The 13,856-nt window shown below is 66.8% G+C and carries 10 protein-coding genes; 4 read left to right on the top strand and 6 right to left on the bottom strand.

What is annotated here, in order from left to right:
* Positions 1 to 11: 11 nt before the first annotated feature.
* Both argS and ACIA49_RS20265 read right to left on the bottom strand, forming a co-directional pair.
* Entirely contained in the window at positions 12 to 1,697 is a 1,686-nt protein-coding gene (gene argS, locus ACIA49_RS20270) for an arginine--tRNA ligase (protein ID WP_396378738.1), read from the bottom strand.
* A gap of 79 nt (positions 1,698 to 1,776) precedes the next feature.
* Positions 1,777 to 3,813 (bottom strand): CDP-glycerol glycerophosphotransferase family protein, encoded by a 2,037-nt coding sequence (locus ACIA49_RS20265; protein ID WP_396378737.1) that lies wholly within the window; start codon positions 3,811 to 3,813, stop codon positions 1,777 to 1,779.
* Between the two features lie 24 nt (positions 3,814 to 3,837).
* Between ACIA49_RS20265 and ACIA49_RS20260 the strand changes: the two genes are divergently transcribed.
* On the top strand, positions 3,838 to 4,611 hold the full coding sequence (locus ACIA49_RS20260; RefSeq protein WP_396378736.1) for a cell filamentation protein Fic: 774 nt from the start codon (positions 3,838 to 3,840) through the stop codon (positions 4,609 to 4,611).
* Between the two features lie 289 nt (positions 4,612 to 4,900).
* Here ACIA49_RS20260 and ACIA49_RS20255 read toward each other — a convergent pair whose 3' ends face one another.
* Positions 4,901 to 5,725 carry an HAD family hydrolase gene (locus tag ACIA49_RS20255; RefSeq protein ID WP_396378735.1) on the bottom strand — a complete coding sequence of 275 codons (825 nt, stop codon included), beginning with the start codon at positions 5,723 to 5,725 and terminating at the stop codon, positions 4,901 to 4,903.
* Between the two features lie 512 nt (positions 5,726 to 6,237).
* Between ACIA49_RS20255 and ACIA49_RS20250 the strand changes: the two genes are divergently transcribed.
* Positions 6,238 to 7,926 (top strand): chitinase, encoded by a 1,689-nt coding sequence (locus tag ACIA49_RS20250; RefSeq protein ID WP_396378734.1) that lies wholly within the window; start codon positions 6,238 to 6,240, stop codon positions 7,924 to 7,926.
* Positions 7,926 to 8,843 (top strand): helix-turn-helix domain-containing protein, encoded by a 918-nt coding sequence (locus tag ACIA49_RS20245; RefSeq protein ID WP_396378733.1) that lies wholly within the window; start codon positions 7,926 to 7,928, stop codon positions 8,841 to 8,843. Before ACIA49_RS20250 ends, ACIA49_RS20245 begins: the two co-directional genes overlap by 1 nt.
* Here the strand turns inward: ACIA49_RS20245 and ACIA49_RS20240 are convergent.
* Both ACIA49_RS20240 and ACIA49_RS20235 read right to left on the bottom strand, forming a co-directional pair.
* Positions 8,840 to 9,289, bottom strand: coding sequence for an aminoacyl-tRNA deacylase (locus tag ACIA49_RS20240; RefSeq protein WP_396378732.1), 450 nt, complete (start codon positions 9,287 to 9,289; stop codon positions 8,840 to 8,842). The genes ACIA49_RS20245 and ACIA49_RS20240 overlap by 4 nt on opposite strands.
* Positions 9,286 to 10,491, bottom strand: coding sequence for an MFS transporter (locus tag ACIA49_RS20235; RefSeq protein WP_396378731.1), 1,206 nt, complete (start codon positions 10,489 to 10,491; stop codon positions 9,286 to 9,288). The genes ACIA49_RS20240 and ACIA49_RS20235 overlap by 4 nt, the downstream gene beginning before the upstream one ends.
* A gap of 71 nt (positions 10,492 to 10,562) precedes the next feature.
* Between ACIA49_RS20235 and ACIA49_RS20230 the strand changes: the two genes are divergently transcribed.
* Complete coding sequence (locus ACIA49_RS20230) at positions 10,563 to 11,450, top strand: LysR family transcriptional regulator (RefSeq protein ID WP_396378730.1); 888 nt, start codon at positions 10,563 to 10,565, stop codon at positions 11,448 to 11,450.
* Here the strand turns inward: ACIA49_RS20230 and ACIA49_RS20225 are convergent.
* Positions 11,445 to 13,832: an exo-alpha-sialidase gene (locus ACIA49_RS20225; RefSeq protein ID WP_396378729.1), complete on the bottom strand. Its 2,388-nt coding sequence runs from the start codon at positions 13,830 to 13,832 to the stop codon at positions 11,445 to 11,447. The genes ACIA49_RS20230 and ACIA49_RS20225 overlap by 6 nt on opposite strands.
* Positions 13,833 to 13,856 lie beyond the last annotated feature (24 nt).

Raw genomic sequence — 13,856 nt, 5'->3', positions numbered from 1 at the left:
CCTTCAGAGAGTCACATCGCGTCAGGTGCCGCGATGCCCAGTAGACCTAGCCCATCCTGCAACACCTGCCGGGTCGCCGCGCACAGGGCGATCCGGCTCGCTCTGGTCTCGCCCTCGCTCTTCAGCACCGGACACTGCTCGTAGAACACCGACAGCGCAGCAGCCAGCTCGTAGAGGTAGGTGCACAGCTTGTGCGGCTGCAGCGTCTCAGCAACCTGTACGACGGTGTCGTCGAAGCCGGTCAGCAGTAGCGCCAGCCGCTGCTCCACTGGATGGTTTAGCGCTGTCACCGCACCACTGGGCTCACCAGCGTTGGAGAGCAGCCGAGTCAGCCGTGCGTGCGCGTACTGCAGGTACGGACCGGTGTTACCGCTCATGGCAACCATCCGGTCCAGGTCGAACACGTAGTCGTTGTCCCGGTCGCTGGACAGGTCGGCGTACTTGATCGCACCGATCCCGACTGCCTGCGCGATCTCTGTCCGGTCGGCCACGCCCCGCTCTTCCAGGATCTTGTCCGCCCGCTCCACCGCCTCGTCGAGCAGAGTGGTGAGCTTGACCGTCCCACCGGCTCTGGTCTTGAACGGCTTACCACCCGGGCCGAGGACCGTCCCGAAGCTGACATGTTCGGCTGTCGTTGTCGGCGGCAACCATCCGGCCGCCCGGGACAGCGCGAAGATCATCTCGAAGTGCAGCGCCTGCCGGTGGTCGACGACGTACACGATCCGCTGTGCCTGCAGGTCCTTCACCCGATGCCGGATCGCTGCCAGATCGGTAGCGCTGTAACCGAAACCACCGTCGGACTTCCGCACGATGACAGGCAGCGGCAATCCGTCGCGTCCGACGTACCCAGGCAGGAAGGCGCACGAGGCACCGTCGGACTCGGTCAGCAGACCGTCCTGCTCGAGCTCATCGACGATGACCGGCAGGTCGTCGTTGTAGGCGCTCTCGCCGACCACGTCGGCCCGGGTCAGCGCCGAGCCGAGCCGCGCGTACACCTGCTCGAAGTCGGCCAGGCTGACGTCCACCATGTGCTGCCAGTTCGCCCGCGTCTCTGGATCGCCGGTCTGGAGCGCAACCACCCGCAGCCGGGCCAGATCAGCGAACTCGCCGTCGCTGTCGAAGTGCCGCCGACTCCGCTCGTACAGCTCCTGCAACCCCTGCAAATCAAGGGTTTCCGCGTCCAGACCCTCCTCGAGCAGCTGCTCGATCATCATCCCGTACTGCGTACCCCAGTCGCCGACGTGGTTCTGCCGGATCACCTCGTAGCCGACGTACTGCAGCACGTTGCAGACCGAGTCACCGATCACCGTCGACCGCAGATGACCCACGTGCATCTGCTTCGCCACGTTCGGCTGCGAGTAGTCGACGACGACCCGCTCGCCCCGCTGCGCGAACGCCGTACGGTCGTTGACTGCTGCTGCCAGCACGTCGGACCGCAAGGTCAGGTTGACGAAACCGGGTCCTGCGATCGCAGGTGCTTCGCACAGGTCGTCGATCTTCAGCGCGGCGACCAGTCGCGCGGCGACGTCCCGTGGCGGCAGACCGAGCTGGTTGGCGAGCCGGAGCGCCAGATTGCTCTGGTAGTGGCCGAACTCGGGCTTGGTCGCCGACCGCAGTTCAGGGTCGAGCTCGAGGTCGAAAGCGGTGGCGGAGGCCTGGAGGAGTCTGGCGGCAAGCACAGACGAGACAGCGGACATGAGAAGTCCTTAACGACAGACGTGAACAGGGCAGGCTGAGGTGTTCAGGCAGTCTGTCGTCGTCGCAGCATGTCAGCCATTATGCACGAAGCTGGCTCCAGTACGCCGACGGTGCGGGGGACCGCTCGGCCAGCGGAGTGATCGCCGGTATGTCGTCCTCGCCGAGAAACACCCGCCGTACGACGCGCTCGCCGGCCCGGCCGTCGTCGTACTCGCAGAAGCGTTCCCTGAACAGCTGCCGATGTTTCGCGGCCTCTGGCGCGGCGAACGCACCACTGCCGAACGCGGCGACCAGCTCGTCCGCAGAGCGCGCCACCACTCCTGGTGGGAACTCGGTGATGTCGAAGTAGGTCTCTCCGGGACTGCTCTCGATGAGCAGCACGATCGGCCGGTCGAGGTTCGCGTAGTCGAAGGTGAGCGCCGAGTAGTCCGTGATGAGGACGTCCGCCGCAAGCATCAGGTCGTCGACCCGCGGACCGGAGTTCACGTCGAGCACGGTGGCTTCGGTCAGCCGGCCCAGGTCGAAGTGTGACTCCTCACGGGCGTCCAGCAGCACCAGCTGCGAGTCGTTGAAGCCCAGTGACGCTCTGACCGCCCGGACGTCCTCCAGGCTCGCCGTCAGCAGCCTGTCGTTGCGGGGGTAGCCGAACTCGAGCTCCTCGAAGTACGACGGGTAGGTGCGCTCCCAGATCTCCGAGGAGTACCGGTTCGAGGACAAGTTGAAGTCCCACCGGTCTACCAGGTCCAGGTCCGGGCCGGTGGTCTGCAGCTTGAGCGGTGTGCCGTGCTGGGTCTGCAGCTGCACCTGGCCGGGCCGCTTCACCACGTCCCGCGGCCAGTTCGCGTTGTTCACGAAGTACGTCGCCCGGGCGAGTGTCTTCTGGTACGCCGGTGAGCCCGTGACGACGTACTCGACACCCTCCGGGATGTCGGACAGGTGCTCCGGGTCGATCACCCAGACCCCGCGGACCTGCGGTGCGAGCTCGGCGGCCTTCTCGTAGATCGCCCGCGGGTTGCAGGCGTACCGCGTGCACCGGGATGCGGCGTACACGGCGAGGTTCGGGTCGAGCTTGGCGCGGTGCAGCAGCTTGCCGACGCTCTTGCCCGGGCTCGGGAACTGCAGGACCTTCCCGGTCACCTTGAGCGTCGAGTAGGTCGCGTAGTCGTCGTAGATGAGCTGCCAGCGCCGGAACCCGCGCCTGCTGCGCTCGGCGTTGTACCCCGCGGGCTTCCAGCGCTGCGCGAACGCGTGCGCCGCGTGGAAGAAGTCAGCGCGGTCCTCCGGACCGATCCGCTCCGGCTTCGCCAGTACGGCGAGGATGTGGTCCAGCGACCGGTCGAACGCGAACCGCCGCCAGCCGGCCAGCTCCGGATCGGACTGGATGAAGGCGTGCACCCGGTCGTACTGGTCGAAGATGTCCCACTGCCGGCGGCCACGGGTGGCGTGGATGTTGCTGCCGGTCCGATGCTGCCGGTAGTGCACCACCACGCGGTCCAGCGTCGCGATCCGCTCCGCGGTCAGCATCGTGGAGTACGTCCAGGGGGCGTCCTCGTAGAAGCCGGCGGTGAAGGCGAAACCGTGCCGGGTGAGGAAGTCGCGCCGGCAGGCCTTGTTCCAGACCACCTCGAGGAAGGTGAGGAAGATCGGCCGCTCCGCCGCCGTGAACACCCCAGCGCCCTCCCGGGCGAAGGCGTCGTGCCGCTGGTTGCCGACGACCCGGCCGTCCCAGAAGATCCGCTCGTAGTCGAACAGCACGATGTCGGGCTGTCCGGCGTCGTCGATCCGGCGGGCGATCGCCTCCAGCGAGCCCGGCAGATAGAGGTCGTCGGCGTCCAGGAACAGCACGTACTCGCCGCGGCACTCCTTCAGACCGGCGTTGCGGGCCGGACCGAGCCCGACGTTCTCCTCCAGGTGCAGCACCCGCACCCGCGGGTCCGCGGCGGCGTACTCGTCCAGGATCCGGCCGGAACCGTCCGCATCCGCGTCGTCGACCCCGAGCACCTCGAAATCGGTGAAGGACTGGCTCAGCACAGAGTCCAAGCAGGGCCGCAGCCACGCCCGCGAGGCATGGCAGGGGACCACGATGCTGAACTTGGGGACGGTACCGAGCGCCATACGAACGCATCCTAGGCTGCACGTATGACAACCGATGTGTTCGAGCCACTCGCCGGTCTGGAGGGGGTGGGGTCGGCGGCGCGTGCGGCGCGGGATGCGGTCGACGTACTGCTCCGGGATCGGGGCCTGCGCAAGGTGGGCGCGGACATGACCGCTGAGGCACTGCTGCGCGGTGCGCATGCCTCCGCTGCGCTTGCGGGGAGTACTGCGACGCTGGAGGAGGCCAGGGCGGGGAGCGGCGGGCCACTGGTCACTGGAGCGGTCCGGATCACCGGTGAGCTGATGCGGCTCGCACCGCAGGTCGACACGGCACCTGTGCAGGTCTGGACCAGACTGCACCAGTTGGCCGGCGCCGATCTGGGCCCGGAGCCGTCGCTGGGCCACCTCCGGACCAGCCGGGAGCCAGTGCCCGACGACATCCCCGGACTGCCGCCGGCGCCGCCCGCGGACGAGATGTGGGAGCGGCTGAGTGCACTCGGACGGGCGCTGACCAGTCCGTCGAAGGCACCCGGCCTGGTCGTCGCGGCCATCGTGCACGCCGAGCTCGCCGTACTGCGTCCGTTCCCGACCGCCAACGGTCTGGTCGCCCGCGCGGCCGAGCGCGCCCTTTTAGTTGCCCGAGGCATCGATCCGGTCGCGGTGACGGTCCCGGAGGCCGGTCACTGGGAGTTGTCGGCAACCTATGTGTCGGCGCTCAACGACTACACAGCGCGAGGGCTGGTCGGGGTCCGGGACTGGTTGCTCAGGTCCTGCGAAGTCGTTGCCCTGGGGGCCGAACGCTCACCGCTCGCGGGCTGAATCGCCTTGTGGTGCTGACATGCGAACGGCGCTCTCACGGGGAGAGCGCCGTCGCGGGCACGTCATTCTGGTTACCATGCGTGCACCTTGTCTGCCGCCACAGGACTGGCCTGGGTCGAGCTGCCCGGTTGGGATGGGCTGGTCGCCGCGTGGGTACCTGACTGCCGTGCAATCTCTACCGGATCCGAAGATCCTTTGTGCTTCCTTTGTACTCCTCGAATCCCTTCCTGTGAAGGGGAAGCGCGGTGTTCATGGAGTTGAGAAGAATGAAGCAAACTTCAGCTTTGGGCTAGTCCGCCGATAGTCTGTTGCGCCGCCTGGATGCCAAAAGAAAGGCCCCCGCGGCGAGTCCGGCGACCACGCCGGCGGCGAGTGCGGGACGCCGTACATCCTTGAGACGGGAACGCTCCGTGAGGCCCACCGGCTCGCTGAAATCCAGGACCGGCCACTCGCGCGAGTGCGCCAGTCGGCGCAGCGCCTTGTCCGGGTTGACCGCGAACGGGTGGCCGACGGCGGCCAGCAGGGGCTCGTCAGTGATCGAGTCGGAGTAGGCGAAACAGTCCGCCAGGTCGTAACCCTCGGTCTCGGCCAGGGCCTGGATCGCGGTCGCCTTGTGCGGTCCGTAGGCATACTCCTCGATCTCGCCGGTGTACTTGCCGTCGGCAACTATCATCCGGGTGGCGATCACCTTGTCCGCGCCGAGCATCGCGCCGATCGGCTCGACCACCTCGGCGCCGGACGACGAGACGATGACCACGTCCCGGCCGGCCGCGTGGTGCTCGTCGATCAGCTCGACCGCCTCTTCGAAGATCATCGGCGTGACGATGTGGTGCAGGGTGTCGGCGACGATCGCCTTCACGGTGCCGACGTCCCAGCCGGTGCACATCGCCGACAGGTACTCGCGCATCCTCTCCATCTGGTCGTGGTCGGCGCCGCCGAGCAGGTAGACGAACTGGGCGTACACGCTGCGTAACACGGCCCGCCGGTTGATCAGGCCGCCGGCGTAGAACGGCCGGGAGAAGGCGAGCGTGCTCGAGCGCGCGATGATGGTCTTGTCCAGATCGAAGAAGGCGGCCGATCGGGCGGTGGCAGAGGGCTGTCCGGCGTGCTCCATGGGTCGAGAATAGGCACTTCGGAGAAACGCCGAGGGGCCCGGGCTTTTGTGTTGGCGACTCTCCCGTTAGACTGTTGATCAGTGTGACAGTGGTACTGGTCGCAACGGTCGGTTCACCGGCCGCGACGCCCGGAAGACAGGCACTCGGTTGCAACAGAACTGAGATGTGTGGGATCCGGACTTGGGGGGTACATACCCCCTGACAGTGGCAGACTGTCGCCTCCTGAACGGCCCCCGGCTCCTCCCCCCGAGCCCGTGGCCGAAGACGGCCCCCGGTCACCCCCCCGCCGGGGGCCGTCGCCTTTCCTCCTCCAGGTCGAACGGCCTGCATCAGGACGCTCTCGCCGTCGCGATGGAGCGCTTGAAAGTTTCGGAGTTCCGCCCGGAGCGGTCTCGACCGGATCGCGTTCCGCTGGACAGAATCTGTACATTCTTCACTTTCCTGGCCGTGAGAGCGCGTTCACTTTATGCAGGGTCTTGACAATGTAGTTACGCAGGAACAGTTTCTAATCATGAAACCGCCTGCACGCCGCCCCCAGGCAGCGGTCCTCTCCAGCCTGATCGCTTTCGTCCTCGCCGTCGTCGGCCTCTCCCTGGCCCCAGCGACCGCCTTCGCCGCCAACCTCACCGTCAACGGTGGGTTCGAGTCCGGCACTCTCTCCGGCTGGCAGTGCGCTGCCGGCAGTGTGACCAGCTCGGCCCACTCCGGTTCCTACGGACTGCAGTCGGCTCCCAGCGGTTCCGACATCGGTCGGTGCAGCCAGACAATCTCGGTCCGCCCCAGTACGGCGTACACGCTGTCGGCATGGGTGACCGGGTCCAATGTCTACCTGGGTGTCGATGGTGGAGCCTCCACCTGGACGACCAGCAGCTCCTGGAGCCAGCTGAGCGTCCCGTTCACCACGAGCGCGTCGGCGACGTCGGTGACCATCTACCTTCACGGTTGGTACGGACTTCCGCCGTTCGGCGCGGATGACGTCGTACTGGATGGGCCGGGCGGTACGCCGGACACCACTCCGCCGTCCACTCCGGGTGGGCTCACTGTCGGTAGTCCGACGTCGAGCTCACTGCAGCTCAACTGGTCCGCCGCGACGGATGCGAACGGCATCGACCACTACGACGTCGTACAGGGGACTGGGGCTGCTCAGAGCGTCGGCAACGTCACCAGCTGGACGGCGACCGGGCTGAGCCCGACCACGACGTACAGCTTCAAGGTGCGGGCCTGCGACCCGAGCGGCAACTGCTCGCCGTACGGCGCCTCTGTCTCGGGTACGACGTCCAGTGGGCCGACCGACCCGCCGCCGGGTGGCAGCCTGCCCAAGCACGTGCTGACCGGGTACTGGCAGAACTTCAACAACGGTGCGACGGTCCAGAAGATCTCCGACGTACCGGCTGCCTACGACCTGATCGCGGTGGCGTTCGCCGACGCGGACGCGGCTCGGCCGGGTGGGATCACCTTCAACCTCGACAGTGCGGGGCTGAACGGCTACACCGTGGCGCAGTTCAAGGCCGACATCGCCGCGAAGAAGGCGGCCGGCAAGAAGGTCATCCTGTCGATCGGCGGTCAGAACGGCACCATCTCGGTCGCCAACGCGACGGCCGCGGCCAACTTCGCCTCGACCGCGCTGTCGGTACTGCGTGAGTACGGGTTCGACGGGGTCGACATCGATCTCGAGAACGGCGTCAACGCGCAGTACATGGGTCAGGCGCTGCGCAGCCTGCAGAGCCAGTTCGGCAGCGGGCTGATCATCACCATGGCTCCGCAGACGATCGACATGCAGGCCACGACGTTCGAGTACTTCAAACTCGCGCTGGCGATCAAGGACATCCTGACCATCGTCAACGTGCAGTACTACAACTCCGGTGCGATGAACGGCTGCAACGGACAGGTGTACTCGCAGGGTTCGGTCGACTTCATCACCGCGCAGGCCTGCATCATGCTGCAGAACGGTCTCCGCCCCGACCAGGTCGGTCTGGGCCTGCCGGCGTCCTCCCGGGCCGCCGGGAGTGGCTACGTCTCGACGACGATCGTCAACAACGCGCTGGACTGCCTGGCCAAGGGCACCAACTGCGGTGCCTTCAAGCCGAGCACCACGTGGCCGACGCTGCGCGGTGCGATGACCTGGTCGACCAACTGGGACGCACTGAACGGCAACGCGTTCGCGAACCAAGTCGGCGCCCACGTCCACGCCCTGCCCTGATGCACAACTACCGCCCCGCTCCGGTGCTGGAAGCGCTTGGTGTCTGCTCGGAGGACGAGCAGCTCTACCGGGCGCTTCTGGCCCGCCCGGAGTCCACAACGACCGATCTGTCCAACGACACCGGTTGGCCCGCCACGCGGGTCGGCCGGCATCTGCGGTCCCTGCTGTCCCTCGGGCTGGCCTCTCGCATGCCCGGGAGGCCAGCCCGGTACGTCCCAGCGGTTCCGGAGGCAGCAGTCGAACTGCTGGCGCTGCGGAAACAGGCAGCGATCGTCGAAGCCCGACTCGGTGCCTCCGTGCTCACAGCCGAGTTCAGAGCTCGCCATGACGCGTTCACGGTGGTCCGCGGTACTGAGGCGGTCGCCCAGCGGTTCAATCAGGCGCAGCAGTGCGCCCAGACCGAAGTGCTCGTGCTGGATCGGCCACCGCACGTCGTCGTACCGGTTGAGGTCAAGCGCGCGCACGGCGTCACGTACCGGACGATCTTCGACATGGCGTCGCTGTCCGAGCCCACTGATCTGCTGGCGGCTCGCTCCACCGGCTGCCGGATGCTGCGCGACGTACCGCTCAAGATGCTCGTCGTGGATCGCCGTATGGCGCTCCTGCCGACCAGCCACGACGTCATCGTCGAGGTGGGTCCGTCCAGCCTTCTGGACGGGCTGCTCCGCCTCTTCGAGCTCCTCTGGCACCAGGGCAGCCCACTGTCCCCAGCGCCGTCTGATGGACCCCTGAGCTTCGAAGACCAGCAGTTGCTTTCCCTGGCCGCTGCTGGCCTGACAGACCAAGCCATCGCTCGCCGACTAGGCGTAGCTCAACGGACCGTCGAGCGCCGGATGCAGCGGATCCTCAAGGCCCTCGACGCCACCACCCGCTTCCAAGCAGGCCTCCGCGCCGGACAGGCAGGTCTACTCGTCTAATCGGTCACGTCGGCGACTGTGGCGTTCAGGGCCTTGGCCAGGTCCGCGGCGTCCACAGTGATACCTGTGCCGAAGTCACCGCCGCCGATCGAGATGGGGCCAGTGATGCGCTCGTCGGCAATCACAGGCCAGGCGTGGGTGCTGCCCAGCGGGGTGATCGTGCCGCGGACGTAGCCGGTGACAGCGAACGCAGTGTCCTTGTCCGGCATCGACATCCGCTTCACGCCGAGTAGCGTGCGCAGCTTCGGCCAGGCGATCTCACGGTCACCGGGGACCAGGACGAACCGGTAGTCGTCGTCTGCGAGGCGCACGACGATCGTCTTGATCAGTTTGGCCGGTTCGATACCCCGGGCGGCCGCCGCCTCTTCCAGCGAGTTCACCGGCCCGTGCTGGGTCAGTTCGTAGGTCAGTCCGAGCTGGTCAGCCGCATCCGTTGCCTTGGTCACCTGTCCAGTCTAGGAACAGCCTTCAGGGCGAGGGACAACACCAGGGCCACCGCGAACAGCACTCCAGCCTCCAGCGCGACGCCATTCCAGCCGGCCCGACTCCACGCCGTACCGGCTAGTCCTCCGAAGACGGACGAGCCGAGGTAGAAGGAGAACAGGTACATGCTGGATGCCTGGCCGGTGCCGATACCGGCGGCATGTGCTCGCGCTGGTACCCAGCCGCTGGCTACGCCGTGGACTGCGAAGAACCCTGCCGTCATCACCGCCAGTCCCACCACGATGAGTGCCAGGGGCGCGGCCAGAGTGATCGCAACCCCGGCCAGGGTGATCAGACAGCCCACCGGTACGACGGCTCGTCGTCCGTAGCGGTCAGCCAGCAGTCCGGCGCTGGCGGACCCGGCAGAGCCGAGCAGGTAGACGCAGAACACCAGTCCGGACGCGCCAGCGCTCAGGAGGTAGGGCTCACCCGAGAGCCGGAAGACTGCGCCGTTGTAGACCGCGACGAAGGCACCAACTGCCGTCGCCGCGATTCCGTACAGCGCGAGCAGGGCTGGGTCTCGCAGCATCCGCAGGCCTGTCGCGCGTGCAGGTCCGGGGCGGAAGTTCTTCGACGCCGGCAACAGCAGCCACACGATCGCTGCGCACAGCAGTCCGAGTACGGCGATCCCGGCGGCACCGAATCGCCAACCGCCGAGGTCGGCCAGTCCACCGGCGACAAGTCGGCCGGACATGCCGCCGACCGCCGTACCGGCGATGTAGAGGCCGCTGGCGCGTGCGTGGCTGTCGGCGTGCACTTCCTCGCGCAGGTAGGCCATCGCTACCGCAGGCAGCCCCGCCATGGCGATTCCTTGCAGACCGCGCAGTGCCAGCAGTGCGTGCCACGTGGGCGCGAAGGCGACCAGCAGCGCGAAGAGTGAGGTGCCTGCGACGGACCAGCGCATGAGGGTGGTTCGGCCGATTCGCTCGGATGCCGAGCCGACCACCAGGAGCGCGAGACCGAGGCCGAACGTCGCGAACGAGACGCTGAACGCACTCTGGCTCGGGGAGACGTGGAACGACGCGGACAGCTCGGGGAGCAGCGGCTGGGTGCTGTAGAGCAGCGCAAACGTCGCCAGACCGGCCGCGAACAACGCCACGGACAGCTTGCGGTACTGCGGATCACCGGGCTGGTATCCGGTGCCGACTGCGACGGATTGGTGCATGTCTTCGACGGTGCCACGCTGGGAGAGATACGTAAAATGTCGATCTCAGTACAAATCGATACGATATCCGCATGCATGTCGAAGATCTGCGGTCGTTCGTCGTGCTCGCCGAGACCGAGCACCTGACCGAGGCGGCGGCCACCCTGGGCACCAGCCAGCCCAATCTGTCCCGGTCGCTGCGTCGGGTCGAGGACGCGTTCGGTGTCGCGCTGTTCGAGCGTGAGCACCGTGGCCTACGGCTGAACCCGTACGGCCGGATCGTGCTGGAGGCAGCCCGCACGAGCATCAGTGCTGTCGACAACGTCCAGCATCGGATCGACGCCGTGCTCGATCCGGAGTCGGGGACTGTGCGGCTCGCCTTTCTGCACTCGGTCGCGCCCAGCCTGCTGCCTGACCTGCTGAAGGCCTTCCGGGCAGTCGGACCGAGTGTGGAGTTCGCACTGCGTCAGGGCTCCTCGCAGGACATCGCCCAGGACCTGGAGAGCGGTGAGGCCGAGATCGGCATCACCGCACCCAGGCCTGATCCGGAACGCTTCGGCTGGCACCTGCTCGAGCAGCAACGGCTGGCATTGCATGTCCCGCCCAACCATCCGCTGGCCACCCGACGCCGGGTAGAGCTCGCAGCGGCCGCAAACGAACCTTTCATCGGTCTCCAGCCCGGCTTCGGCTTCCAGCGCATCACCGACGAGCTCTGCCGAGCCGCAGGGTTCACTCCACGGCTCGCCTTCGAAGCCAGCGACCTCACGACGATCGACAGCCTCGTCGGCGCCGGTCTGGGGGTGGCAGTGCTCCCGTCGAGCGCGGTGCGCGGCAGCGAGAGCGGTGCAGTCGCCGTACCGCTGGCCGGTGTTCAGTCGCGCCGTGAGATCGGCATGATCTGGCGCCTTCGCGGCCAACTCACACCGGCCGCTGAGCGCTTCCGGACCTTCGTACGCTCTTGGCCGGTCACCTCGTCATGACGGTGAGTCCGTCAGCCAGGACAGTGGAAGCCGGCTGAAGTAGAGCCCTTGGTTCTGTAGCTCCCAGAGGACGGCCAGATCGCCGTTCGGAAGGACTGCGATGCTGTTGTACGCGTAGCCACCCGCCTTGAGGTTCCGTGAGTACTTCCAGGTCGTCCCGCCGTCGACGCTCAGTCGGATGAATCCGTCCTGCCTGCCCGGACGGGTGGCGTTGGCGAACAGGACGTGGTCTGTTCCGGGGTAGTTCAGGGCGGCGAGCTGACAGACGACCTCCGGTAGGGCGTCGTCGTACGAGACCGCACCCCAAGTGGCACCACCGTCCGTGCTGGTGGAGACGGCGACCTTGCCGCTGGTGTTGCGCATCCTGAGCACCAGGCTGCCGTCCGCCTCCTCCTGCACGGCTGACTCAGTGAGCTCCCGTCCAGCGCTGGGGGACGTGCTGCGGTGCCAGCTCATGCCGTGGTCGTCGCTGTAGATCACTGCGGAGGACATCGTCGCGCTGCCGTCGCTGTAGTACACCGGGAACACCAGCCGGCCGGACCGGAGCTGTATGCCGTTGCCCGGACCCGTGCCGAGGAACTTCATCCCGGGCGCTTTGACCTGTTGGTTGAGGTCTGCCGCCTCCGACCAGGTCACACCGTCGTCGTCACTGGACAGCAGCTTCAGAAAGGACGTCCTGGCCTCAAGAAGCGGACCACTCTTGAGATAGATGTTGCCTGCGGATACGCCGTCCTTGCTGACATTGCCGTTGTGGTCAACGAGATAGGTCGTGAGCGCACCTGCTGCGTTGTAGACCTTGCCACCGTCTCGCAGCGTGTACGTCGCTCCTGCGGTGTCGGTGAGCAGCAGTCGGCCGCTGCTGTCGAAGCCTGTGCCAGCCGCGCTGTTCGGTAGGCCCACGCCACCTGGGAAGTGGTCGACCAGCAGGTAGATGCGTCCGGTGCCGGAGTCCTGCAGTAGTGCGCTGTCGATCGCCGATGCGCCATCCCCACCGCTGCCCGGATAGTCCAACAGAGTCTGCGCAGTGCTCCACGTCGTACCGCCGTCAGTGCTGCGGCGGAGCACCAGGTTGATGTCGTTGGGTGCGTCGGCGGCGGACGTCGTCCGCTGGTCCGCTCCGGCCAGTAGAGTGCCCGCCTTGGTGACGAGCAACGACGGGATGCGGTAGTTGGTGGAGTTCAGATAGCCGTTGTCGAACAGGGCTGTGTGCGTCTGCGGCGCGGTCGCTGTCGCGTTCTTGACCTCGCTGTCGGTCAGGGCAGCCGGATAGGTTCGGACCCAGTCGATGGTGCCGTCGAAGTACCACTGGCCACCACCGTTGTCGACGTTGCGCCCGATCCACATCCCGTTCAGACCCGTGACTGCGCTGAAGAAACCCGTGCTGGCGGCGAACCCGATGCGGTAGCCGTCGCCGTACAGGATCGTCCCGCTGGCGCTGACCGTGACGGCGATCGTGTGCCAGTTCCCGTCGTTGTAGCGGCCCGGTGCGGTCAGTCTGTTGGTGTAGGTGCCGTTGTTGCGGCTCTCGAAGTACAGCGCGCCGTTGTTGATGCTCAGGGTCAGATTCGACGACGGGTTCCTGGTGTCGGCCGCTGACAGCACCGCCTTCGCCGGAGCATCGCTGCTCGTCTTGAACCGCGCCACGATGGTGCCGCTGGTCAGCCCGGCCACAGCAGGTAGGTCGCTGGTCTTATCCTGGTACGTCGTTGCGCCGTCGAAGACCTGATTGACGACGTACGAGAGTCGCGTGTCCGGAGGCGGACTCAACGCCAGTACGTCGCCGGCGCTCAGTGCGGTGTCGTAGACGCGCACCGAGTCGATGCTGCCGTTGTAGTACCACTGGCCACCACCGTTGTCGACGTTCCGGCCGACCCATAGACCGTCCAGCTCGGTGACGTCATCGAAGAACGCGGTCGACGTACCGGCGTACACCTGGTGTCCGTCGGCGAAGACCCGCGTGCCGTCGCTGGCGACTGTGACGGCCACTGTGTGCCAACGGCCGTCGTTGTACGAGCCCGCGGGGTCGTTGACGGTCGGATAGGTCAGGTTGGTGCGGTAGGCGGCCGCCGTACCGGTGTTCTCGCGGATCTCGAAGTGCAGCGCGTTCGCGTTCAGCGACAGGGTCAGGTTGCTGGAGGGGTCCGACGTGTCAGACGCGCTGAGCAGAGCCATCGCAGTAGCCGACGACGTGCTCTTGAACCTGGCCACGATGGACCCGGTTCCGAGCCCACGGACCGCGTTCAGATCGGCGGTGTGGTCGACGTACCCGGTGGTGCCGTTCAGTGTCACCGGAGTGCTGTAGTCCAGCACCGGCGTCGGTGAGGCTGTCGGAGTCAGCCCGAGGAGAGACAGGGCTGCTGTGATCGCTACCAGTGCGCGCATGCTTCAAGCTACGAAGGCGCTCTG

Origin of the sequence: Kribbella sp. NPDC051587 (assembly GCF_044453945.1) — a bacterium.
In the GTDB taxonomy this organism is placed as follows: Bacteria; Actinomycetota; Actinomycetes; order Propionibacteriales; family Kribbellaceae; genus Kribbella.
Note: the sequence above shows the minus strand (reverse complement) of the source record. Positions and strands in the feature narration are given on the sequence as shown.